This is a genomic window from Mesorhizobium sp. P170090 (assembly GCF_057786115.1).
Window position 1 is genome coordinate 4935483 of sequence record NZ_JBYNWH010000001.1, and the last position, 23872, is coordinate 4959354.

25 protein-coding genes and 1 riboswitch are annotated in these 23872 nt (G+C 63.7%); of the genes, 9 read left to right on the forward strand and 16 right to left on the reverse strand.

Annotated features, from left to right (window positions below; translation table 11 throughout):
* Positions 1-65: 65 nt before the first annotated feature.
* The 15 genes from nuoI to AC3EML_RS24010 all read right to left on the reverse strand — a co-directional run bounded on the left by nuoI (position 66) and on the right by AC3EML_RS24010 (position 11640).
* Positions 66-557 carry an NADH-quinone oxidoreductase subunit NuoI gene (gene nuoI, locus AC3EML_RS23940; protein WP_023670813.1) on the reverse strand — a complete coding sequence of 164 codons (492 nt, stop codon included), beginning with the start codon at positions 555-557 and terminating at the stop codon, positions 66-68.
* Positions 554-811 carry a hypothetical protein gene (locus AC3EML_RS23945; protein ID WP_023670814.1) on the reverse strand — a complete coding sequence of 86 codons (258 nt, stop codon included), beginning with the start codon at positions 809-811 and terminating at the stop codon, positions 554-556. Before AC3EML_RS23945 ends, nuoI begins: the two co-directional genes overlap by 4 nt.
* Positions 811-1854, reverse strand: a complete 1044-nt coding sequence (gene nuoH / locus AC3EML_RS23950; RefSeq protein ID WP_352522000.1) for an NADH-quinone oxidoreductase subunit NuoH — start codon at positions 1852-1854, stop codon at positions 811-813. Before nuoH ends, AC3EML_RS23945 begins: the two co-directional genes overlap by 1 nt.
* A 2-nt stretch (positions 1855-1856) precedes the next feature.
* On the reverse strand, positions 1857-3938 hold the full coding sequence (gene nuoG / locus AC3EML_RS23955; protein WP_352522001.1) for an NADH-quinone oxidoreductase subunit NuoG: 2082 nt from the start codon (positions 3936-3938) through the stop codon (positions 1857-1859).
* Positions 3938-4219: a pentapeptide repeat-containing protein gene (locus AC3EML_RS23960; RefSeq protein ID WP_352522002.1), complete on the reverse strand. Its 282-nt coding sequence runs from the start codon at positions 4217-4219 to the stop codon at positions 3938-3940. Before AC3EML_RS23960 ends, nuoG begins: the two co-directional genes overlap by 1 nt.
* 11 nt (positions 4220-4230) lie before the next feature.
* Positions 4231-4923, reverse strand: a complete 693-nt coding sequence (locus tag AC3EML_RS23965) for an NADH-quinone oxidoreductase subunit E (RefSeq protein WP_352522003.1) — start codon at positions 4921-4923, stop codon at positions 4231-4233.
* 74 nt (positions 4924-4997) lie between these two features.
* A complete protein-coding gene (gene nuoF, locus AC3EML_RS23970) occupies positions 4998-6302 on the reverse strand; it encodes an NADH-quinone oxidoreductase subunit NuoF (protein ID WP_023670819.1) in 1305 nt (434 codons plus the stop codon).
* Between the two features lie 3 nt (positions 6303-6305).
* Positions 6306-6512, reverse strand: a complete 207-nt coding sequence (locus AC3EML_RS23975; protein ID WP_156933925.1) for a hypothetical protein — start codon at positions 6510-6512, stop codon at positions 6306-6308.
* A complete protein-coding gene (locus AC3EML_RS23980) occupies positions 6509-7840 on the reverse strand; it encodes an NADH-quinone oxidoreductase subunit E (protein ID WP_352522004.1) in 1332 nt (443 codons plus the stop codon). Before AC3EML_RS23980 ends, AC3EML_RS23975 begins: the two co-directional genes overlap by 4 nt.
* Complete coding sequence (locus tag AC3EML_RS23985; protein ID WP_352522005.1) at positions 7841-8353, reverse strand: DUF7674 family protein; 513 nt, start codon at positions 8351-8353, stop codon at positions 7841-7843.
* Entirely contained in the window at positions 8353-9543 is a 1191-nt protein-coding gene (locus AC3EML_RS23990; protein ID WP_023685196.1) for an NADH-quinone oxidoreductase subunit D, read from the reverse strand. The genes AC3EML_RS23985 and AC3EML_RS23990 overlap by 1 nt, the downstream gene beginning before the upstream one ends.
* A gap of 9 nt (positions 9544-9552) precedes the next feature.
* Entirely contained in the window at positions 9553-10158 is a 606-nt protein-coding gene (locus tag AC3EML_RS23995) for an NADH-quinone oxidoreductase subunit C (RefSeq protein ID WP_352522006.1), read from the reverse strand.
* Positions 10155-10700, reverse strand: coding sequence for a hypothetical protein (locus AC3EML_RS24000; RefSeq protein WP_352522007.1), 546 nt, complete (start codon positions 10698-10700; stop codon positions 10155-10157). The genes AC3EML_RS23995 and AC3EML_RS24000 overlap by 4 nt, the downstream gene beginning before the upstream one ends.
* A 2-nt stretch (positions 10701-10702) precedes the next feature.
* The gene (locus AC3EML_RS24005) at positions 10703-11284 is read right to left on the reverse strand and encodes a NuoB/complex I 20 kDa subunit family protein (protein ID WP_023670824.1); all 582 of its coding nucleotides are present in this window, start codon (positions 11282-11284) and stop codon (positions 10703-10705) included.
* Positions 11275-11640 (reverse strand): NADH-quinone oxidoreductase subunit A, encoded by a 366-nt coding sequence (locus AC3EML_RS24010; protein ID WP_112394699.1) that lies wholly within the window; start codon positions 11638-11640, stop codon positions 11275-11277. Before AC3EML_RS24010 ends, AC3EML_RS24005 begins: the two co-directional genes overlap by 10 nt.
* 332 nt (positions 11641-11972) lie before the next feature.
* On the opposite strand from AC3EML_RS24010, the gene AC3EML_RS24015 reads away from it, so the two are divergent.
* From AC3EML_RS24015 to AC3EML_RS24055, 9 genes are all read left to right on the forward strand, one after another.
* The gene (locus AC3EML_RS24015) at positions 11973-13193 is read left to right on the forward strand and encodes a winged helix-turn-helix domain-containing protein (protein WP_352522008.1); all 1221 of its coding nucleotides are present in this window, start codon (positions 11973-11975) and stop codon (positions 13191-13193) included.
* Positions 13194-13222: 29 nt separating this feature from the next.
* On the forward strand, positions 13223-13954 hold the full coding sequence (locus AC3EML_RS24020; protein WP_352522009.1) for a DUF6348 family protein: 732 nt from the start codon (positions 13223-13225) through the stop codon (positions 13952-13954).
* 18 nt (positions 13955-13972) lie between these two features.
* Positions 13973-14177: riboswitch (cobalamin riboswitch) on the forward strand.
* Between the two features lie 38 nt (positions 14178-14215).
* Positions 14216-14641: a DUF1636 family protein gene (locus tag AC3EML_RS24025; protein WP_023815532.1), complete on the forward strand. Its 426-nt coding sequence runs from the start codon at positions 14216-14218 to the stop codon at positions 14639-14641.
* 2 nt (positions 14642-14643) lie between these two features.
* Entirely contained in the window at positions 14644-15696 is a 1053-nt protein-coding gene (gene cobW, locus AC3EML_RS24030) for a cobalamin biosynthesis protein CobW (protein WP_352522010.1), read from the forward strand.
* Between the two features lie 18 nt (positions 15697-15714).
* Complete coding sequence (cobN, locus tag AC3EML_RS24035; RefSeq protein ID WP_488505326.1) at positions 15715-19395, forward strand: cobaltochelatase subunit CobN; 3681 nt, start codon at positions 15715-15717, stop codon at positions 19393-19395.
* Positions 19392-20855: a precorrin-3B synthase gene (gene cobG / locus AC3EML_RS24040; RefSeq protein WP_352522012.1), complete on the forward strand. Its 1464-nt coding sequence runs from the start codon at positions 19392-19394 to the stop codon at positions 20853-20855. The genes cobN and cobG overlap by 4 nt, the downstream gene beginning before the upstream one ends.
* A gap of 2 nt (positions 20856-20857) precedes the next feature.
* Positions 20858-21490 carry a precorrin-8X methylmutase gene (locus AC3EML_RS24045; protein ID WP_352463129.1) on the forward strand — a complete coding sequence of 211 codons (633 nt, stop codon included), beginning with the start codon at positions 20858-20860 and terminating at the stop codon, positions 21488-21490.
* Positions 21487-22260: a precorrin-2 C(20)-methyltransferase gene (locus AC3EML_RS24050; protein WP_031197672.1), complete on the forward strand. Its 774-nt coding sequence runs from the start codon at positions 21487-21489 to the stop codon at positions 22258-22260. Before AC3EML_RS24045 ends, AC3EML_RS24050 begins: the two co-directional genes overlap by 4 nt.
* Positions 22257-23021 (forward strand): precorrin-3B C(17)-methyltransferase, encoded by a 765-nt coding sequence (locus AC3EML_RS24055; protein ID WP_023670833.1) that lies wholly within the window; start codon positions 22257-22259, stop codon positions 23019-23021. Before AC3EML_RS24050 ends, AC3EML_RS24055 begins: the two co-directional genes overlap by 4 nt.
* On the opposite strand, the gene AC3EML_RS24060 is transcribed toward AC3EML_RS24055, so the two are convergent.
* A complete protein-coding gene (locus AC3EML_RS24060) occupies positions 22985-23758 on the reverse strand; it encodes a cobalt-precorrin-6A reductase (protein ID WP_352522013.1) in 774 nt (257 codons plus the stop codon). The genes AC3EML_RS24055 and AC3EML_RS24060 overlap by 37 nt on opposite strands.
* Positions 23759-23872 lie beyond the last annotated feature (114 nt).

A 23872-nucleotide genomic window follows, 5' to 3' on the forward strand; every position in this document is an offset into this window, starting at 1 on the left:
CGCCTCCGGCCGGCAAGTTGCGTTGTCCTTAGACGAGGCCCCTCGCCCCGTCCATGCGTCAAATGTCAGCGGTAGGGCGAGTCCAGCGAGATGTTGCGCGCCAGTTCGCGCTCCCAGCGGTCGCCATTCGCCAGCAGCCTGTCCTTGTCGTAGTAAAGCTCTTCGCGCGTCTCCGTCGCGAACTCGAAATTCGGCCCCTCGACGATGGCGTCGACCGGGCAGGCTTCCTGGCAGAAGCCGCAATAGATGCACTTCACCATGTCGATGTCGTAGCGCACGGTGCGGCGCGTGCCGTCATTGCGGCGCGGGCCGGCCTCGATGGTGATCGCCTGCGCCGGACAGATCGCTTCGCACAATTTGCAGGCGATGCAGCGCTCTTCGCCATTGGGGTAACGGCGCAAAGCATGCTCGCCCCGGAAGCGCGGGCTGATCGGCCCCTTTTCGTGCGGATAGTTGATCGTCTCCTTCGGCGCGAAGAACTGGCGCATCGACAGGAAGAAGGCGCTGACGAAATCCTGCAGCAGCAGCGATTTTGCGGCTTGAGCAAGCGCACTCATTCGGCACCCCCAAAAATCTGTATTGCAGCGATGGCGCCGACAAACCCAAACAAAACAGGCATCAGGAAACGGTAAGCAAGTGTCGTCAGAGCAGCCAATTTCTGCTTGTCCCAGCTAAACACCGGGGCTCGGTAGTTTGCTGCCAACCTTTGTTCCTGTTGCCGCAAGACGTAAGGAAGCACGACCAGATTGCCGAACAACGCCACGACTACGCCGGCAACTGCTCCCAAAAAACCAAGGGTGAAATCGCCCATCACGCCATCCCCGTGATCTTGAGGAAGGCCGCGGTGGCAACGACCATGAACAGCGAGATCGGCAAAAATACTTTCCAGCCGAGCCGCATCAGCTGGTCGTATCGGTAGCGCGGCACGAAGGCCTTCACCATGGAGAACATGAAGAACATCAGGCAGATCTTGAGCACGAACCAGATCACGCCGGGCACCCAGGTGAAGGGGGCGAAGTCGAAGGGCGGCAGCCAGCCGCCGAGGAACAGGATGGTGGCCAGCGCGCACATCATCACCACGGCGACATATTCGCCGAGGAAGAACAACAGGAACGGCGTCGAGGAGTATTCGACCATGTGGCCGGCGACGAGTTCCGACTCGGCTTCCACCAGGTCGAAGGGCGGGCGGTTGGTCTCGGCCAGCGCCGAGATGAAGAAAATGACGAACATCGGGAACAGCGCCAGCCAGTGCCAGTCGAGGAAGCTGTTGGGCAGGCCAAGCTTGGTGCCCAGCCCATCCTGCTGCGACAGCACGATGTCCGACAGGTTGAGCGAGCCGACGCAGAGCAGCACGGTGACGATGACGAAGCCGATCGAGACTTCGTAGGACACCATCTGCGCCGCCGAGCGCAGCGCGCCGAGGAACGGGTATTTCGAGTTGGACGCCCAGCCGCCCATGATCACGCCGTAGACCTCGAGCGAGGAGATGGCGAAGACGTAGAGGATGCCGACATTGACGTTGGCGATCCCCCAGCCCGCATTGACGGGAATGACCGCCCAGGCCGAGATTGCCAGCACGGCCGACACCAGCGGCGCCAGCAGGAACACGCCCTTGTTGGCGCCGGACGGAATGACCGGTTCCTTGAAGACGAATTTCAGCAGATCGGCGAAAGCCTGCAGCGTGCCCCACGGGCCGACGACGTTCGGGCCGCGGCGCAATTGCACCGCCGCCCAGATCTTGCGGTCGGCGTAAAGCAGGTAGGCAACCCCGATCAGCAAAACGACGATCAGCACGACCGACTTTAAAAGGATGATCAGCGTCGGCACCACATAGAAGGAGAAGAAAGTGTCCATGTCTACTCTGCCGCCTGCCTGAAGCCGTTTTTCGCCAGCGCCGAGCATTCCGCCATGACGGCGGAGGCCCGCGCGATCGGGTTCGTCAGATAGAAATCCGTGACCGGCGAGGTGAAAGTGCCCTTGTTCAGCCGCCCGCCGAGCTTCGCCACCCTGGCGATGTCGTCGGGGTTGCCTGAGACAACATGATCGATGCGGGCGAGATGCGGGTATTCGCCATAGAGTTTGGCGCGCAACTGCTGCAGCGAATCGAAGGGTAGTTTCTTGCCCAGCACATCGGACAATGCCCTCAGGATCGCCCAGTCTTCGCGCGCGTCGCCCGGCGCGAAGCCCGCGCGGTTGGTCTGCTGCACGCGTCCCTCGGTATTGACATAGGTGCCGGACTTTTCGGTGTAGGCGGCTCCGGGCAGGATGACATTGGCGCGGTGCGCACCGGCGTCGCCATGCGTGCCGACATAGATGACGAAGGCGCCGCCGGTCTTGGACATGTCGACCTCGTCGGCGCCGAGCAGGAACAGAACCTCGCTCTCACCCAGCATGCCGGCAACGTTCTTGCCGCCCTTGCCAGGCACGAAGCCGACATCGAGACCGCCGACGCGCGCGGCTGCAGTGTGCAGCACGGCAAAGCCGTTCCAGTCGGCGCGGGCAGCGTTGACGGCCGTGGCGAGTTTCGCCGCCTGGCCGAGCACCGCCGCGCCGTCGGCACGCGACAGCGCGCCCTGGCCGACGATGATCAGCGGATGCGTCGCCTTCTTCAGCACCTGGAAGAACTTGCCATTGCCATCGGCCAGATCTTTCAGAGATTCCGGACCGGCGCCGAGCTGTTCATAATCGTAGCGTGTGTCGCCGACCTCGCCGATGACGCCGACCGGCAGATTGCCGATCCGCCAGCGCTTGCGGATGCGGGCATTGAGCACCGAGGCCTCGAAGCGCGGATTGGCGCCGATGATCAGCACCGCGTCGGCCTGCTCGATGCCCTCGATGGTCGGGTTGAAGATGTAGCTGGCGCGGCCGAGCGCCGGATCGAGTGCGGCGCCGTCCTGGCGGCAATCGGTGTTCCTTGAGCCCAACGCAGCCATAAGCTGCTTCAGTGCGTAGATTTCCTCGACGGCGGCAAGATCGCCCGCAATCGCGCCGATTTTCTCGGGCGCCGCATTCGACACCGCATCCCTGATCGCAACGAACGCTTCGGCCCAGCTGGCCGGCGCCAACTTTCCGTCCTTGCGGACATAGGGGCGGTCGAGGCGCTGCGTGCGCAATCCGTCCCAGATGAAGCGGGTCTTGTCGGAAATCCACTCCTCGTTCACCGCTTCATTGACGCGCGGCAGGATGCGCATCACCTCGCGGCCGCGGCTGTCGACGCGGATTGCCGAGCCGACGGCGTCCATGACGTCGATGGATTCTGTCTTGGTCAGCTCCCACGGCCGTGCCTGAAAGGCGAAAGGCTTGGAGGTCAGCGCGCCGACCGGGCAGAGGTCGATGACATTGCCCTGCAGCTCCGAGGTCATGGCGCTTTCGAGATAGGTGGTGATCTCGGCATCCTCGCCGCGGCCGATCAGGCCAAGCTCGGAAATGCCCGCAACTTCCGTGGTGAAGCGAACGCAGCGCGTGCAGTGGATGCAGCGGTTCATCACCGTCTTGACCAGTGGGCCGATATATTTGTCTTCGACCGCGCGCTTGTTCTCGTGATAGCGCGAGGAATCGACGCCGAAGGCCATCGCCTGGTCCTGCAGGTCGCATTCGCCGCCCTGGTCGCAGATCGGGCAATCCAGCGGATGGTTGATCAGCAGGAATTCCATCACGCCTTCGCGGGCCTTCTTGACCATCGGCGTGTTGGTGAAGATTTCAGGCGCCTCGCCATTCGGACCCGGACGGAGGTCGCGCACATTCATGGCGCAGGAGGCCTGCGGCTTCGGCGGCCCGCCCTTCACCTCGATCAGGCACATGCGGCAATTGCCGGCGATCGACAGCCGCTCATGGAAGCAGAAGCGCGGCACTTCCGCGCCGGCGTCCTCGGCCGCCTGCAGCAGCGTGTAGTGGTCGGGTACAGTGATCTCTTTCCCGTCGACCTTGAGCTTTGCCATCAATTGCCCCCGGCGGTCTGCGCCGTCTCATATGCCTGAAACAGATCGCTCAGCCTGATGCCATTGATCATCATGCCGGCGACTTCAGCGTTTTCTATCTTCAAATTGCTTATATTCACATTGCTGAAAAACGCGTCCGAGAGGTTCGCGTCGTCCACCAGGGCCGCCGACAGGTCGACGTTGTGAAACTGCGTGTTCGACAAGTTCACATCGTCAAATCTGGAGTTGCTGACGATGGCATTGCGCACATCGAGAACATCGCTCCTGTCGTGGATCTCCATGCCTGCCACCCCTACTTCTTCGCCTTGGCAGCCAGCGTCAGCGCCGCGGCCTGGCGGGTCCACTCGTCGCGGCCGATGCGGCCCGTGAGCGACAGGTAGTCCTCGACCCAGGCGATCTCTTCCGGCGTCCATGCCGCGATCTGGGCAAAGGTCCAGATGCCGAGGCCGTTCAGCACCTTTTCCAGCTTCGGCCCAACGCCGGTGATCGCCTTGAGATCCGACGGCTTGGCCGGACGAGCCACGGCTTTGGGCTGTCTGAAATCCTCCGGCATCAATCCGATCGTCGCGCCTTCGGCGACGGCCTCGGTCTTCTCCGACTCGGCATCGACGGTGAGAGCGGCAATATCGGTCAGATCCTGGGCAAAACTCTGCGCCTCGGCGATCAGGGTTCTGGTCGCCGCGCGCGCCTTGGTGGCGGGGGCGGTCTCGGCGAACCCTTGGCTGCGCTGTTCGAAATCGTCGATGATCGGCTGGAAAATCCGCTGCGATGCCTCGGCAGCACCCGACAAGGCGCCTAGCCACACGCCAAAGGCATGGTTGGCAAGGCCAAAGCCCAGCGCCGACATCGCGGCGGCACCCGCGACAGGATGCGCGAGAAGGTTGACGGCGCTGGCCATCTCCTTCGGCATCATCCTGGTCAAATCCTGGTTCATCTTCTCAAGCTGGTCCAAATTGGGCATCAAAGGGTTCGAATACGGCGCCATAGACATCTCCTGGTCGTTTCTTCGTCTTCCCCGCCCCTATATTTCGGTCCCGGGCTTGCGCCCGTATTTTAAATCTACTCCGCCGCCACCATCACCGGCTCGGCCCGGTGCGCGTTGCGGGAAAACTCGTCGATGCGCCGCTCCACCTCGCCGCGGAAATGCCGCATCAGGCCCTGGATCGGCCATGCCGCCGCATCGCCCAGCGCACAGATCGTATGGCCCTCCACCTGTTTGGTGACGTCGAGCAGCATGTCGATCTCGCGCTTCTGCGCCTCGCCGCGCACCAGCCGCTCCATCACCCGCCACATCCAGCCGGTGCCTTCGCGGCACGGTGTGCACTGGCCGCAGCTCTCATGCTTGTAAAAATAGGAAAGCCTGGCGATCGCCTTCACGATATCGGTCGACTTGTCCATGACGATGACAGCCGCCGTGCCGAGGCCGGATTTCAGGTCGCGCAAAGCATCGAAATCCATCGGCGCATCGATGATCTGCTCGGCCGGCACCAGCGGCACCGAAGCGCCGCCCGGAATGACCGCGAGCAGATTGTCCCAGCCGCCGCGAATGCCGCCGCAATGGGTCTCGATCAGCTCGCGGAACGGGATCGACATCGCCTCTTCGACGGTGCACGGATTGTTGACGTGGCCCGAGATGCAAAACAGCTTGGTGCCGACATTGTTGGGCCGGCCGAAGGACGAGAACCAGGCCGCACCGCGGCGCAAAATGGTCGGCGCGACCGCTATGGACTCGACATTGTTCACGGTTGTCGGACAACCGTACAAACCGACATTGGCTGGGAATGGCGGCTTCAGCCGGGGCTGGCCCTTCTTGCCTTCGAGGCTTTCCAGAAGTGCTGTTTCCTCGCCGCATATATAGGCGCCGGCGCCGTGATGCATGTAGATGTCGAAATCGTAGCCGGACGTGTTGTTCTTGCCGATCAGCCTGGCCTCGTAGGCCTCGTCGATTGCGCGCTGCAGCGCCTCCCGCTCGCGGATGAACTCGCCGCGCACATAGATGTAGGCGGCGACCGCACCCATGGCGAAGCCGGCGATAAACGAGCCCTCGACCAGCGTGTGCGGATCGTTGCGCAGGATATCGCGGTCCTTGCACGTGCCCGGCTCGGATTCGTCGGCGTTGACAACGAGATAGCTCGGCCTTCCGTCGCTCTGCTTGGGCATGAACGACCATTTCAGCCCGGTCGGGAAGCCGGCGCCGCCACGGCCGCGCAGGCCGGACGCCTTCATCTCGTTGACGATCCACTCTCGCCCCTTGGCGATGATGCCGGGCGTGTTGTCCCAGGCGCCGCGCGCCATCGCGCCGGCCAGCGACTTGTCGAAGAGGCCGTAGATGTTGTTGAAGATGCGGTCTTTGTCGGCCAGCATGACTTACCTCTTTCCCCGCAAGACGATCGAGAACCACACCAGCACGCCCATGCCGGTCGCGGCCATCGATTCCAGGGTATCCGAAAACGGCAATTCGACGAGGCGCCGAAGCCCCTCCAGAAGGATGTTGGCAGCAGCGATGCAGACAACGCCGATGACAATGCTGCGCAGCGTCAGCAAAGATCCGGTGCTTTGCGCTTCAGCCATCAACGTGGCTCCTTGCCGAAGACGCGGATGTATTCGGCGACGCCGCCCTTGGCGAGCGCCTTGGCCTGCTTGCCCCAGTCGTCGCGCTCGATGCGGCCCTGGAAAGCGAGATATCCATCCACCCAGTCGCGCTCGGCCTTATTCCAGGATGCGACCTGTGTGAAGGTGAAGATGCCAAGCGAATGAAGGATGCCCTCGATCTTCGGGCCGATGCCCGAGATCAGCTTGAGATCGTCGACCGCGGCCGGCCTGTCGATTCCGGCCGGACGGTTCTTGTCCTCGAGCGACGGCTTTGCGGGCCTGGCTGCCGGCGCCTTGACGGCCGGGGCCACCGCGGCCTTGACCTCTGGCGCCTTGAATTCCGGCGCGGTGAAGGCAGTTGCCGGCGTGGCGGTGGTCTTCGGGCCATTACGCTGCTTGGCGACCTTCTCGACTTCAGGCGCCGCGGTGTTGGCGTTGGCGGCCGAATGCAGGGGCGCCGGGACGCTCGCCGCTTTTTCCGCCGCCGGTGCAACCTTGGCCCTGGAGGGCGACTTCAACGCCGAGCTGGTTTCCGGCGCATCGGTTTTCGGTTTGCCGGCGTTGGATGGCGCGACCGGGGCGGCCGCTGCAGGAGCGGCAGGCGCCGGAACAGGCGCTGCAATGATTGCGTCGGGCGCCGCGTGGGCAGCCTTGCTCGCCGCCCTGGCTTCCTTGTCGCGCGTCGCTTTGAGGATCGCCTTTTCGCTCTTCAGCGTCGTCAGGCCAGGCGCCGGCTCCGAGCCGGTTCTGCCGTTTTGCGGTCCCGTGGGAACCGAGGCCCCCTTGCCTGCATCATAAAGATCGATGATTTCGGCCAGCCGCTCAGGCGTCAGATCCTCGAACGTGTCCTTGAAGACCATCACCATCGGCGCGTTGACGCAGGCGCCGAGGCATTCGACTTCCTCCCACGACAGTGTGCCCTTGTCGTTGGTGTGGAACTGGTCGTGATGGATTTTCGAGCGGCACACATCCATCAGCGCTTCCGAGCCGCGCAGCATGCAGGGCGTGGTGCCGCAGACCTGTATATGCGCGCGCGTGCCGACCGGATTGAGTTGGTACTGCGTGTAGAAGGTCGCGACCTCAAGCCCGCGAATGCGCGGCATGCCGAGCATATCCGAAATCGTCTCGATCGCCGCCTTGGTGACCCAGCCTTCCTGCTCCTGCGCAATCATCAGCAAGGGAATGATCGCCGACTGCTCGCGACCCTTCGGATATTTCTTGATCCATTGCTTCGCGACCGCCGCATTCGCCCGGTTGAAGGCGAAGGTGGCTGGCTGGACGCTTGCATCTGCGAGACGGCGGACTGACATTTAGCGATCGGCCCCCTGCTCTGCTACGAGAGCTATTGCGGTTTCACATTCTTTCTGATGAGAAAACGGAATGCGTTCGGCAGATCGAGCAACACTCGCAAATCGCTCTGCGGGCAACGTGTATTGCCACAGTCCCAGAACGGTTTGCCTTACTTGAGGCGAGATCCATGCCATGACCGCATCAGCGTCGATGTCATCGTCGAACAAGTGCTCGTAAAAAGCGACACCAGCCGCATTCCAAATCTGTTTGTTCGGGTGAACGGCAGCCCATTGGGCGAACCCATGCATTCTACCCAGCTTGTCGACGTCATTCTCGCGGTGGGCAAGGCGCGTCTTGGGTAGCAGGGTAAAAAAGAAGTCATAGATCGAACAGTGCTGAGTCGAGTTGTAAGAAGCCTCGGCGAAGTCGACCGGCAGCATGGCTTTTGCCAATTCGCGCCACCGCGGTAGGGCAGCGTCCGCATTCCCTCGAACACCGACCTGAGAGCGCACTGTAGGATTGGCTGCCGCCATCACCGATCAACCTCCCCGAAGACGATATCGAGGGAACCCAACACGGCGGTGACGTCGGCCAGCATATGGCCGCGGCAGAGGAAATCCATGGCTTGCAGATGCGCGAAGCCGGGCGCGCGCAGCTTGCAGCGGTAGGGTTTGTTGGTGCCGTCGGAGACGAGATAGACCCCGAACTCGCCCTTCGGCGCCTCGACCGCGGCATAGACCTCGCCGGCCGGCACGCGGTAACCCTCAGTATAGAGCTTGAAATGATGGATCAGCGCTTCCATCGAGCGCTTCATCGCCTGGCGCTTGGGCGGCACCACCTTGCCGTCGAGGTTCGACACCGGCCCGGTGCTCTCCTTGCCGAGCAGAAGGTCGACGCACTGACGCATGATCTTGGCCGACTGGCGCATTTCTTCCATGCGCACGAGATAACGGTCGTAGCAGTCGCCGTTCTTGCCGATCGGGATGTCGAAATCCATCTCGGAATAGCATTCATAGGGCTGCGACTTGCGCAAATCCCAGGCAGCACCCGAGCCGCGCACCATGACGCCGGAAAAGCCCCAGGCCCAGGCGTCGGCAAGCGACACGATACCGATATCGACATTGCGTTGCTTGAAGATGCGGTTGCCGGTAAGCAGCCTGTCGAGGTCGTCAAGCGACTTCAGGAACGGGTCGATCCACTTGCCGATGTCCTCGACCAGCTTCGCCGGCAGATCCTGGTGCACGCCGCCGGGACGGAAATAGGCCGCATGCATGCGCGAACCGGAAGCGCGCTCATAAAACACCATCAGCTTTTCGCGTTCGACGAAACCCCACAGCGGCGGCGTCAGCGCGCCGATATCCAGCGCCTGCGTCGTCACATTGAGGATGTGCGACATGATGCGGCTGAGCTCGGAATAGAGCACGCGGATCAACTGGCCGCGCTTCGGCACTTCGATGCCGAGCAACCGCTCGGTGGCGAGCGCGAAGGCATGCTCCTGGTTCATCGGAGCGCAATAGTCGAGCCGGTCGAGATAGGGCACTGCCTGAAGATAGGTCTTGTGCTCGATCAGCTTTTCGGTGCCGCGATGGAGCAGGCCGATATGCGGATCGACGCGGTCGACCACCTCGCCGTCCAACTCAAGCACCAACCTCAAAACACCATGCGCTGCAGGGTGTTGAGGTCCAAAGTTGATGTTAAAATTGCGGACGGAGGTTTCGGCCATTCTGGCGCCTCAATTCGTCTTGGCTTTTTCGTCCCCGGGCAGCACGTAGTCGGTGCCTTCCCATGGGGAAAGAAAATCGAAATTGCGGAATTCCTGCTTCAATTCCACCGGCTCGTAGATCACCCGCTTGGCTTCGTCGTCGTAGCGGACTTCGACGAAGCCGGTCAGCGGGAAATCCTTGCGCAGCGGGTGGCCCTCGAAGCCGTAATCGGTGAGGATGCGGCGCAAGTCCGGATGGCCGGAAAACAGCACGCCATAGAGGTCGTAGGTCTCGCGCTCGAACCAGTCGGCGCCGGGATAGACGGCGGTGAGCGACGGCACCAGCGTCTCTTCGTCGGCCTGCACCTTGATGCGGATGCGCAAATTCTGCTTCGGCGACAGCAGATGATAGACGACGTCGAAGCGCTTGGGCCGCGACGGGTAGTCGGCGCCGCAGACATCGATGATCGAGATGAACTGGCAGCGCTGATCGTCGCGCAGGAAGGTCACCACGTCGATCAGGTCCCCGGGTTCGACGGAAATGCCGAGTTCGCCATAGGCCAGCACCGCGTCCTTGACGCGGCCGGACAGCTTTTCGCCTAGATAGGTCGAGAGGCTATTCAATGCTTCGCTCATGACAACCTCGCCAACCAGCCCAGGACCTTGCGCGAGTCTTCCGCATCCTTCTCACCAAACCAAGCGCTCTCCTTGGCGACGTCAATGGTCAAAAAAACTTGACATTCATCGTCACCACCCGGCTCGCCAAAAAACAACTTTCCGACAAGCGGCCGTGCTTCCAGATTTGCTGGGTCGCCGTTCAGAGCAACGCATTCCACAAACAATTTTTCGCTTACCGCTCCATTGGCGGACGAGACCCTGCAGGAAAGCTTGGCCGACATTTCTGCCACCAGATTCTTGGTTCGATCACCGAGCGACCGCAGTCTCACGTCACCATAATAAAAAACAGCTCGGGGGTCGCCTGTAGGCTTGGCCTCCCAGTCATTCAATAAGATGTCGACGCCGAGACCAGCATCCCCAAATTTTGTATCAGTTGAGAACTCGGAAGAATAAAACCGCTTACCCGATTCATATACGTCAAATCGCGGATCCAAGGTTTTGAACATTAACCCTAGCCAAGGCTCAGGGTTGCCATAGACAATTTGCTCTTTACCCATCATGCCTACCGTTCGATCGTGCCGGTGCGGCGGATTTTCTTCTGCAGGAGAAGAATGCCATAGAGCAACGCTTCGGCGCTCGGCGGGCAGCCGGGGACATAGATGTCGACCGGCACGATGCGGTCGCAGCCGCGCACCACCGAATAGGAATAGTGGTAGTAGCCGCCGCCATTGGCGCAGGAGCCCATCGAGATGACGTAGCGCGGCTCCGGCATCTGGTCGTAGACCTTGCGCAACGCCGGCGCCATCTTGTTGGTCAGCGTGCCGGCGACGATCATGATGTCGGACTGGCGCGGCGACGCACGCGGCGCAACGCCGAACCGCTCCGAATCGTAGCGCGGCATCGAGGTGTGGATCATCTCGACGGCGCAGCAGGCAAGGCCGAAGGTCATGAACATCAGCGAGCCGCTGCGCGCCCAGGTGATCAGCGCCTCGGTCGAGGTGACCAGAAAACCCTTGTCGGCGAGTTCATTGTTGATCTCGAGGAAGAACGGATCGTCAGAACCGACCGGACGTCCGGTATTGGGGTCTATCAGGCCTTTGGGCTTTGGCGCGACGAGCGTACCGGAACTGTCGTTCAATCCCATTCCAGCGCTCCTTTTTTCCATTCATAGGCAAAACCGATGGTCAGCACCGCCAAAAACACCATCATCGACCAGAAACCGAGCATGCCGATCTTCGAGAACGACACCGCCCACGGAAACAGGAAGGCCACTTCCAGATCGAAGATGATGAACAGGATCGACACCAGGTAGAAGCGGATGTCGAACTTCATCCGGGCATCGTCGAACGAGTTGAACCCGCACTCATAGGCGGAAAGCTTTTCCGGATCGGGATTGCGATAAGCCACCAGGAACGGCGCGATGATGAGCGCCAGGCCGACGACCGCCGCCACGGCGATGAAGAGAACTATGGGCAGGTACGAACTGAGCAATGCGTTCATGCTGCGGCTTTCCGTTGGCGGCCAATCCACTTTGATTACAGCAACCAACCCTAATGCGGAAGCGTGACAGTTTAACCGCTGAACCGTTTTAGGTGCCTTTGCTGCAACGCGGCGAGGGTTAGCGCAGGGCTTTGAGCGAAGCAAGTCAAACCTTGTTCAAAAGAGGGTGCTGGACGGCAGTTCGGGAAAAACTGGTCCGATCTCCTCCTGTTTGATTTCCTTCGTTTTTTACTCCACTTTTGTCTCCTGACATGTCTCCCGCCACAAGCCTGCTAGCATCGCCGGAATCATCGGCTAAAAATACGGGAACGGATCAGGGCAAAGGCATCTTGATGAAGGACAAAATCTCACTCGCGACGGCCCGGCGCATCGCGCTCGCCGCGCAGGGTTTTACCGACCCGCGACCGGGCGGCACACCGGACCGCCGTCACCTCGCCCGCGTGCTCTCGCGCACCGGCCTTCTGCAGATCGATTCCGTCAGCGCCGTGGTGCGCGCCCACTATATGCCGCTCTATTCGCGGCTTGGCCCCTACCCGCTCGCCCTGCTCGACAATGCCGCAATCACCCGCAAGCGCACCGTGTTCGAGTACTGGGCGCATGAGGCCTCCTTCCTGCCGGTCGAGACATACCCGCTGATGCGCTGGCGCATGCAGCGCGCCGAGCAGGGCGATGAAATGTATCTGGGTCTCGCCAAATGGGGCCGCGAGCACGCCGCCTATATCGAAGAGATCTACCGTGCGGTCGCCGAGCGTGGCCCGATCGCCGCTTCGGCCCTGGAAGGCCAGAAAGGTTCGGGCGGCTGGTGGGGCTGGAGCCACGCCAAGCACGCCTTCGAATGGCTGTTCTGGGCCGGACGCATCACCACGGCGCACCGCCGTGGCTTCGAACGCTTCTATGACCTGCCCGAGCGCGTGCTGCCGCAGGCGATCCTCGATCTGCCGGTGCCGGCCGCCGAGGACGCGCACCGCGAATTGCTGCGCATTTCTGCCCGCGCCCACGGCATCGCCACATCAGGCGATTTGCGCGACTATTTCCGCCTGTCGCCGGCCGACATGAAGGGCCGGTTGGAGGAACTGGTCGAACTGGGCGAGTTGCTGCCGGTACGCGTCGAAGGCTGGGACAAACCGGCTTACCTCTATAAGGACGCCCGCCTGCCGCGAAAGATCGAGGCCCGCGCCTTGCTGGCGCCCTTCGATCCGGTGGTCTTCGAGCGAGCGCGCACCGAGCGTCTCTTCGATTTCCGCTACCGCATCGAGATCTACACCCCGGCCGACAAGCGGCAATATGGCTATTACGTGCTGCCTTTCCTGCTCGGCGACAAGATCGTCGCCCGCGTCGACCTCAAGGCCGACCGGCCTGCGAGTGTCTTACGCGTCCACGCCGCCTATGCCGAAGCAGGCGCACCGCCTGAGACCACCGCACAGCTTTTCGAGGAACTAAAGGAGATGCAGGGCTGGCTTGGACTTGAGCGCATCGAAGTGACGCCCGCCGGCGATTTGGGGCCGGCATTGGCTAGCGAGAGAGATGGCCAACCCTTGCAGCGTCTGTCATAGACGCCTCAATAAGCCTCGTAGGTTGTGCAATGGCATCGGACAAAGTGCTCGACATGATCCATGGCGCCCTCATTGCGCATGGAATAGATGCAGTCCGCAGAGATAGGGACGTCATGCTCCAATCGAAGCAGCTTCGGTTTGAGGCGGAGGTGTTCGAGACGAGTTCTGACCGGCTGGTCCTGGAAATCTACATTTTTTCTCCGCTGCTTGATGTTCAGCCGGTCATTGAATCCTTTGCTGGCTTCGGCGACACGCGCGAACAGGAACTGAACCAGGCGTTTGAAAAGTTTCTCCGTGGTGTTTTCCATGTGGCCATTGAGGGACTGGCCGATCACGTCTGCGAGAACATGCAGGCCGAAATAGAGCTTTGGCAGCGAAGCAGCGCCAGTTGGAAGATCTGGCGAAAAGATGCCCGCTGGAAAATCTATAGCGGCCCGGTCATTTCCCAGGCCACAACCGAGCTATGCTCGCTGACACCAGGCTATCCAGCATTCTGTGCCAAGCTGGAAAAGCTGTTCACAGCTTCGGTACCCCCCGGAAGCCATTTTGTCCGGACCTTTCTGGCAGGCTTGAAGGGCACGCTGATTAGTGCCGAAGTCCTTCTGGACAACGCGGTTTGGCATGAGGGACAGAATCTGGCTGTCGGTCATGACTGGGACTATGGCGTTGGCTATCAAGCTATCCGACAGGTCATCCTGGCACTGCCGGAACCGGGACATGACAGCCCCTGCCGACATCGCCATGTCGTAGCCGTGCGTTGACACCGCCGCCCGCAAAAGCCTAAATCCGCTGCAGACGGTCCCCTGCCCGCAACGGCAAGGGCCAAGAGGGAATGCGGTGCGGGACGAAAATCCCAAATCCGCGGCTGTCCCCGCAACTGTAAGCGAAGAGCCAAGGCCGAAAGCCACTGGGTAACACCGGGAAGGCGGCTAACCAAGGCGATGACCCGCGAGCCAGGAGACCTGCCGTCTGAGACAAAGTATCCGATCGCCTGGCGGGTTTCCGGGCAAGGAGCACGGTTTTTGGACCAGAACAGCAGTTTTTCGGCTGGCACAGCGGACATTGCGTCCGGGGACAACGACGCCCTGACCGGCGTGACCGTCATCGTCTGCGCCTCCTGCCGCGATGAGACCGGTTCCGACGCCCATCCGCGCGCCGGCGAATTGCTGGCTGAGGACACACGCCGCGCCGCTGCCGGCGATATCCGGGTCCGCACCGCCGAATGTCTCGGCAATTGCAAGCGCCGCCTCAGCGCCGCGATCCTGCGTGATGGCTGCTGGAGCTATGTCTTCGGCGATCTGGCCCCAACCAGCGGCGCCGACCTCGTCACCGGCGCAAAGCTCTTCGCGACTTCGACCGACGGCCTCATCCCGTGGCGCGGCCGGCCCGATAGCCTCAAGCGCGGCCTCGTTGCCCGCATCCCACCCCTCGACATGCTGAAGGACTGACGATGAACGCTTCAAACCCGGCCGCCAACCTCTCCCGTGTTCCCTGCACTGTCGTTACAGGCTTCCTCGGCGCCGGCAAGACGACGCTGGTCCGCCATCTCCTGGAAAATGCCGGCGGCAAGCGCATCGCCATCATCGTCAACGAGTTCGGCGACATCGGCATCGACGGGGAAATCCTGAAAGGCTGCGGCATCGACACCTGCCCCGAGGAAAACATCGTCGAACTGGCCAATGGCTGCATCTGCTGTACAGTCGCCGACGATTTCGTGCCCGCCCTCGACAAGATCCTCGCGCTGACACCGAAGGTTGACCACATCCTGATCGAGACCTCGGGCCTGGCTCTGCCCAAGCCGCTGGTCCAGGCGTTCCAGTGGCCGAGCGTGAAGAGCCGGGTAACCGTCGACGGTGTCATCGCCGTGGTAGACGGCCCGGCGCTGGCCGAAGGCCGCGTCGCCAACGACATGGACGCTTTGCAGGCACAGCGCGCTCAGGACGAGACGCTCGACCATGACGATCCTGTCGAAGAAGTGTTCGAGGACCAGATCGCCTGCGCCGATTTGATCATCCTGTCGAAGAGCGATCTGATGGACGCCCCCGGTTCGGCCCGCGCCAACGCCATCATCAATGAACATTCCGCCCGCGCGGTAAAAATCGTGCCGACTGCGCATGGCAAGGTCGACCCGTCGGTGCTGCTTGGCCTCGGTCTCGCCGTCGAAGACGACATCGAGAACCGCAAGTCGCATCACGACGGCGCTTTCGATCATGAGCATGACGATTTCGACACCTTCATCGTCGACATCCCCTCGATCACCAATCCGGACGAACTGGCAAAGCGCGTCGCTGCCGCCGCCGAACAGGAAAACGTGCTTCGCGTGAAAGGCTTCGTCGAGGTCGGCGGCAAGCCGATGCGGCTTTTGCTGCAGGCCGTCGGCCCACGCGTCAACCATTACTATGACCGCGCCTGGACGGCCGAGGACGATCGCCGCTCGCGTCTCGTCGTCATTGGCCTGAAGGGGCTGAACCGTCCGGCGATCGAGCGTATACTCGCCGGTTGATCTCAGGCACGAGCCGCGATGCACATACTCACCACGACCTCCGCCTCGCTCGACGATCTCGCCGAGCCGGTTGATCTCCGGCAGACGCCGGCGGATATCGTGGCGCTGTCCTTCACCGACAGCGACCTCGCCGGCCTCGCGGCGGCCTGGAAGGCCGATGCCGCCCGCCTGCCGTCGATGCGGCTGGCGGCGTTGCGCGACCTGCGTCATCCCATGTCCGTGGACCTCTGGATCGACAGCGTCGCCCGCCAGGCCAAGGTGATCTTGGTGCGCATCCTCGGCGGCTATGACTGGTGGCGCTATGGCTGCGACCAACTCGCGGTGACTGCTCGCGAACGTGGCATCAAGCTGGCGCTGCTGCCTGGTGAAAGCCATGACGAGGACCTCAGGCTGATCGAAGCCTCGACGCTGCCGCGCGAGGAGCAGGACGGCCTGCTGGGCTATTTCCGCGAGGGCGGGCCGGAGAATATGGCAGCGCTGATGCAGCGGCTGGCGGGGTTGGCTGGGCAGGATGCGGCGGCGGCTGAGCCGGTCAGCGTGCCGAAAGCTGGCTACTACGAGCCAGGCTGCGGCGTCGTAGGCAAGTTGGATTTTGCCGATGTCGGCGTTCCTTCACACCCCCCTCTGTCCTGCCGGACATCTCCCCCGCAAGGGGGGAGATCAGCCGGCGCGGACCTCGGCACTTTTTCTGCCCAGCCGATAATAAATTCCTCTGCAACATCCCCGATCGGCGAAAGCGTCGATGACAGCGCAATCTCCCCCCTTGCGGGGGAGATGTCCGGCAGGACAGAGGGGGGTGGGCGGGAACTCGGCGCAGACAACATCAACCCTCCCATCATCCCCATCCTCTTCTACCGCTCGATGCTGCTGGCCGCCGATGTCGCGCCAATCGATGCCCTCTTTGATGCACTCCGCCAGCGCGGCATGAGACCGATCCCGATCTTCGTCTCCAGCCTCAAAGACCCGACCTCCCTGGCCTTCGTCGAAACTGCTCTGGCCGCGCTCAACCCCGCCGCCATCATCACCGCGACCGCCTTCGCTTCCGGCGCCGAACCGGGCGTCGAAACCTTGTTCGACCGCGCCGGCGTGCCTGTCTTCCAGGTCATCGTCGCCACCACCCGCCGCGACGTCTGGGACAACAACCAGCGCGGCCTGGCGCCCGCCGACCTCGCCATGCATGTCGTGCTGCCCGAACTCGACGGCCGCATCCTCGCCAGCGCGATTTCCTTCAAGGGCGAGAGCGAGACCGACCCGGCGCTCGGCCACCGCGCCTTCGCCAACCGCCCGGAACCGGATCGCGTGGCGCAAGTGGCGGACAGGCTAGCGGCGTTCACACGGTTGCAGCAGACGCCCCGCGCGACGCGTAAGTTGGCGATCCTCATTCCGGACTATCCGAGCGCGCCCGGCCGCACTGGCTATGCAGTGGGCCTGGATGTGCCGTCCAGCGTGCTGGCCATGCTGCATGACCTGAAGGAGCAGGGCTATCGCGTTGACGGGATTCCAGAAACGCCGCGTGCGCTGCTGGACGCGTTGGAGCGGAGCGATGGTGGGCTGGGGCTGGAAGAGTATCTGGACTTCTCGAAGGATTTGCCGGCTGAGGCACTGGCTGCAGTCGAGGCGGCATGGGGTGCTCCTTCACGCTCCCCCTTGTGGGGAGGGTCGGTTCGCGACATTCGCGAAGCGGATGGCGCGAAACGGGGTGGGGGTAGCGGTGCACCACCCCCACCCGGCCCTGCGGGCCACCCTCCCCACAAGGGGGAGGGCAAGAGCGGCTTCCCTTTCCGCGCCGCCACCTTCGGCAACATCACTGTCGCTCTCGCCCCCGACCGTGGCCGCTCGGCCGACCGCCGCGCCGACTACCACGACCCGACGCTGCCGCCGCGCCACGATCTGCTGGCCTTCGGCCTGTGGCTGCGCAAATCGCTCCGCATCCATGCTCTCATCCATGTCGGCGCCCATGGCACGCTGGAATGGCTGCCCGGCAAGACGGTAGCGCTCTCACAAAACTGCTTCCCCGAGATCGTCACCGGCTCGTTGCCCGTCATTTACCCCTTCATCGTCTCCAATCCCGGCGAAGCGGCGCAGGCGAAGCGGCGTATCGCCGCCGTCACGCTTGGCCATCTGCCGCCGCGGCTGACCGGTGCCGGCCTCGACGAAGGGCAGCACCAGCTCGAACGCCTCGTCGACGAATATGCCCAGGCCGACGGCCTCGACCGCCGCCGCCGCGATCGTCTGGCCAAGCTGATCGTCGACACGGCGCAAAAGACCGGCTTCGCCTCCGAAGCCGGCGTCGCCGGAACCGATGCGCCCGACGAGGCGCTGCGCCGCATCGACGCCTGGCTCTGCGACCTCAAGGATTTCGCCATCAAGGACGGCCTGCATATTTACGGCCGCGCGCCAGACGACGAACCCGACGCCATGCGCCGGCAAAGCGCCGAAGCCGAGAAGGCCGCGCTGCTGGCGGCGCTCGACGGCCGTCACATCAAGGCGGGTCCGGCGGGCGCACCGGCGCGTGGCCGCTCCGACGTGCTGCCCACCGGCCGCAACCTGTTCACCTCCGACCCGCGCACCATGCCGACGCCGACCGCCTACGATCTGGGAAAGGCGGCGGCAGAAGAAGTCGTGCGCGGCTATATGCAGTCGCATGGCGACTGGCCGCGCTCGCTGGTCATCGACCTCTGGGGCTCGGCCTCGCTGCGCACCGGCGGCGAGGAGATCGCGCAAGGCCTGGCGCTGATGGGCTGCCGGCCGCAATGGGATTCGGCCACCGGCCGCATCACCGGCATCGAAGTGCTGCCGCCGGCCACGCTCGGTCGCCCGCGCGTCGATGTCACCTGGCGGATTTCGGGTCTGTTCCGCGACATGTTCCCGACCCAGATCGCGCTGATCGACGCCGCCGCCAACGCCGTTGCCGCGCGCGACGAGGACGATTCGGAAAACCCGCTCGCCGCCAGAACCCGTGCCGATGGCAAGATCGGCCCGCGCATCTTCGGCACCTCGCCCGGCACCTACGGCGCCGGCGTCGAGGACCTGCTGTCCAGCGGCGACTGGGTCGGGCGCGAAGAAATCGGCCGCGCCTATCTCGATGCGACATCACATGCTTATGGCGGCGCAGAGGGCGAAGGCATCGCCTCCCCCGGCGCTTTCGAGACCCGCGTCGCCGAGGCCGATCTGCTGGTCCACACCGGCGACGATCCCGGCCGCGACATTCTCGAGGGCTCCGCCGACGTCGCCTTCATCGGCGGCTTTTCGGCCGCCCTTGCGGCATTGGGCCGAAATGCCGACGTCATCGTGCTCGACACCACCGACCCGCAAAAGCCGAAGCCGCGCTCGGTCGGCGAGGCTGTGTCGCGGGTTGTGCGGGCGCGAGCCGTCAATGCGCGCTTTATAGCCGGCCAGATGCGGCATGGTCCGCGCGGCGCTTCCGAGTTTGCCGAAACCGTCGACCGCCTCATCGGCTTTGCCGAAACCACGCACGCCATTTCGGGCGCGTTGATCGAGGCCGTGCATGACGCCTATGTCGGCGATCCCGATGTCCGCGCCTTCATCCTGCGTGAAAATCCGGCCGCTGCCAAAGTCATCGCCGAGCGCTTCCTGTCGGCGCGCCGGCGCGGTCTCTGGCATCCCTTGCGCAACGCGATCGACGACGATCTCGCGGCGTTGATCGCCGAGGCCGAGGCGCTCGGGGTCGCGGCATGAACGCCTTCTCGCGCCGCGGCGCCTGTCCGGCTCTCTCGGCGCCGATGCAGACCGGCGATGGCCTGCTGGTGCGGCTCAACCCGGTTGCTGGAGGGCTTTCCCCCAAGTCGCTGATCGGACTCTGCGAATCCGCCTTGAAGCGCGGCAACGGCATCATGGAAGTGACCGCACGAGGCAGCCTGCAGATACGCGGCCTGACGGCGGAAAGTGCCGTGCTGTTGGCGGCGGAGGTCGATGCACTGGGGATTGCAGTGCGTACCGGCGTGCCGGTCGAGACCGGGCCGCTGGCCGGCATCGATCCGCGGGAGATTGCCGATCCGCGAGCTTTGGCTGAGCGGATCAGGGCTGCGGTCGAGGAAGCTGGGCTGACGCCAAGGCTCGGACCGAAGGTGTCGGTGGTTGTCGATGGTGGCGGGCAGCTGACGATGGATGGGGTGACGGCTGATGTCAGGCTGAAGGCGGTGCGGGTGGGCGGCAACGTTATGTGGGCTTTGTCTGTTGCCGGCGACGGTCAAAGCGCGAGGCCGCTTGCGACGGCCGATGAGGATGCAGCGCGCGATATTGCGGTTGCTGTGCTGAGGATGATTGCCGAGAAGGGGCGTGACGCACATTCTCGGGATTTGTCGGAGAGGCAATTGGCCTCTCTCGCAAGCTGGCATTCCTTCGCGCCCCCCTCTGTCCTGCCGGACATCTCCCCCTCAAGGGGGGAGATCAGCAGGGTCGCCGGCGGCTCTCCACTTTCGACGCTGAAAATTGGCGAAATCGCCCACGAAGACGCAATCTCCCCCCTTGAGGGGGAGATGTCCGGCAGGACGGAGGGGGGTGTGCAGGATCGCCGGCCTATCGGTCTTTTCCCCTTATCCAACGACACCACCGCTCTCGGCATAGCCCTCCCCTATGGCAGCATGCCGGCCGAAAAACTCATCGCCCTCGCCCAAAGCGCCCTGTCCCTCGGCGTCGCCGAAATCCGCCTCGCCCCCGGCCGCGCCTTGCTGTTCCTCGGCCAACCGTCGTCCGCAAACCACCCCCTGCGAGCCACCGCCGCCGCCCTCGGCTTCGTCACCACCGCCGCCGACCCGCGCACCCGCATCGCCGCCTGCCCCGGCACTCCTGCCTGCGCATCCGGCCGCATCACCACGCGCGATATTGCCGAGACAATCGCCGCCGAAAACGCTGATATCCTCGACTTCACACTGCACATTTCCGGCTGCGCCAAGGGCTGCGCTCACCCCGGCTCTGCCGCGCTAACAATCGTCGGCGGCGAAAACGGAGCCGGACTTGTCGTGAACGCGACGGCAAAGGCCCTTCCTGCGGGCTACAGGCCGGGCTATGACGCCGCACGCGGCGTCAGTCGCGTCGCGGCGATGGTCCGCAGCGCACGATTTCAGGGCGAAACCGCCGCCGCTTGCCTGACAAGGCTCGGGCCGGCGGCAATCGCCGAAAGCTACCGACAGGAATAAGCATGGCCGCCTACGATTACATCCATGACGGCAACGCCATCTATGAGCGCTCTTTTGCCATCATCCGCGCCGAGGCCGATCTGTCCCGCTTTTCCGAGGCCGAGGCCGACGTTGCCATCCGCATGATCCATGCCTGCGGCCAGGTCGAAGCATCAAGTCATTTTGTTTTCTCCAGCGATTTCGTCGCCGCCGCCCGCAGCGCCTTGGCGGCCGGCGCGCCGATCTTCTGCGATGCCGAAATGGTCTCGCATGGCGTCACCCGCGCCAGGCTGCCGGCCGGCAATGAGGTGATCTGCACCTTGCGCGACCCGCGCACGCACGACATCGCCAAGCAGATCGGCAACACCCGCTCGGCCGCCGCGATCGACCTCTGGGGCGAACGCATGGCCGGTTCGGTCGTGGCCATCGGCAATGCGCCGACAGCGCTCTTCTATCTCCTGGAAAAGCTGCGCGATGGCGCGCCGAAACCGGCCGCCATCATCGGCATGCCGGTCGGCTTCGTCGGTGCCGCCGAATCCAAGGATGCGCTGGCTGAAAACTCCTACGTCGTGCCCTACGCCATCGTGCGCGGCAGGCTTGGCGGCAGCGCCATGACTGCAGCCGCCCTCAATTCGCTGGCGAGGCCCGGCCTGTGAACGCAGCCGTCAAAGAAGATCTGGCAAAAGGCCGTCTTGTCGGCGTCGGCACGGGGCCTGGCGACCCCGAGCTGCTGACGCTGAAGGCCGCGCGCGTTCTGGCCGAGGCCGATGTCGTCGCCTACTTCGCCAAGCGCGGCAACAACAGCAATGCGCGCGCCATCGTCGAGGCGCGCTTCCGGCCGGATATGCTGGAACTGCCGCTGCTCTACCCCGTCACCACCGAGATCGACAAGGATCACGACGACTACCGTTCGCAGATCACCGATTTCTACGAGGAGTCGGCCGAGAAGGTCGCCGAACACCTCGAAGCCGGCCGCATGGTCGCCGTGCTCTCCGAAGGCGACCCGCTGTTCTACGGCTCCTACATGCACCTGCATGTCCGCCTCGCCCATCGCTTCCCGACCGAGGTCATCCCCGGCGTCACCGCCATGTCCGGCTGCTGGTCGCAGACCGGCGTGCCTATCGTCCAGGGCGACGATGTGCTGACGGTTTTGCCCGGCACGATGAGCGAGTTCGAGCTGACACGCCGTCTCGCCGACACGGATGCCGCCGTCATCATGAAGGTCGGCCGCAATCTGTCCAAGATCAGGCGGGCACTGGACGCCACCGGCAAGCTCGCCCGCGCCGTTTATGTCGAGCGCGGCACCATGGCCGGCAGCATCTCGATGAAGCTTGCCGACAAGCCGGACGACAAGGCCCCCTATTTCGCCATCGTGCTGGTCGCCGGCTGGTCCGGCCGGCCTGGCGTTATGGGAGCCAAGCCATGAGCGGCCGCCTCACCGTCATCGGCCTTGGGCCCGGCAATGCCGATCAGGTGACGCCGCAAGCCAGCCGCGCCGTCGCCGAGGCAAAGTTCTTCTATGGCTACAAGCCTTATCTCGACCGGCTGGAGCTGCGCCCGGACCAGACCCGCGTCGCCTCGGACAATCGCGAGGAACTCGCCCGCTCCAAGGACGCGCTGGTAAAGGCGGCGGACGGCCATGACGTCGCCGTCGTCTCCGGCGGCGATCCCGGCGTGTTCGCCATGGCGGCCGCCGTCTGCGAGGCGATCGAGGCCGGTCCGGCCGAATGGCGCACCGTCGATGTCACTGTCGTGCCGGGCGTCACCGCCATGCTGGCGGTTGCCGCCCGCATCGGCGCGCCGCTCGGCCATGATTTCTGCGCCATCTCGCTGTCCGACAATCTGAAGCCGTGGGACTTGATCGAACTGCGCCTGCTGGCGGCGGCCGGCGCCGGCTTTGTCATCGCGCTCTATAACCCGATCAGCAAGGCGCGCCCTTGGCAGCTCGGTCGTGCCTTCGAATGCCTGGCCGCCATCCTGCCCGGCACCACGCCGGTCATCTTCGGCCGCGCCGCCGGCCGCCCGGACGAGCGCATCGAGGTCTTTTTGCTGGCCGATGTCGACGCGCAAAAAGCCGACATGGCGACCTGCATCATCATCGGTTCGCCGGAAACACGGATCATCAAGCGCGGCGACAAACCGGCGCTGGTCTACACGCCGCGCTCCGCGACGGGGTCGAGCAAATGATCGACCCAAAATTTATCAACAAGAGCGGCGAGTTCATCGACGGTCTCGGTCGAAGGCACCTCCGGCAGGAAGGGCCTGCGCACCATCACCACCTCGATACCGAGCGCCCGCGCCGCGGCGATCTTGCCGTAGGTCGCCTCACCGCCGCTGTTCTTGGACACGACACCATCGATGCGGTGCTCCTCGAGCAGTGCGCGTTCATCCGCCTCGCGAAACGGCCCGCGCGCCAGAAGGTAGGTCGCATCCGGCACCGCCAGTTTCGGCTCGACCGGATCGACGCTGCGGATGAGGTAGTGATGCTGCGGCGCCGCCTCGAAAGCCGCGACCTCTTGCCGGCCGAGCGCCAGGAAGGCGCGGCGCGGCGTCGATCCAAGCGCGTGCACCGCATCGCCTGTCGTATCGACCTGCGTCCAGCGGTCGCCGTCGACAGGCTTCCAGCCGGGACGGCGCAGCGCCAGGATCGGCACACCGGTCAGGCGCGAGGCTTGCGCCGCATTGGCGGATATCTGCGCCGCATAGGGATGTGTGGCGTCGATCAGCAGGTCGATGCCCGCCTCCCTGAGATAGGCGGCCAGCCCGTCGGCGCCGCCAAATCCGCCGCTGCGCACCGGCACGCCTTGCGCGACCGGGCTTTCGGTGCGGCCGGCCAGCGACAGGGTGACACGGAAATCTTCCACCAGTTTTTCGGCCAATTGGCGCGCTTCTGTCGTGCCGCCAAGGATCAGAATCTTCTTCATGAGCACCATGTTGAACAGCGTCGGCGCTGCCCCTCACCCCTACCCTCTCCCCGTGAAGAACGGGGAGAGGGAGGCGTCAGAGCCGGAGCTTCTCCCTTCTCCCCGTCACTACAC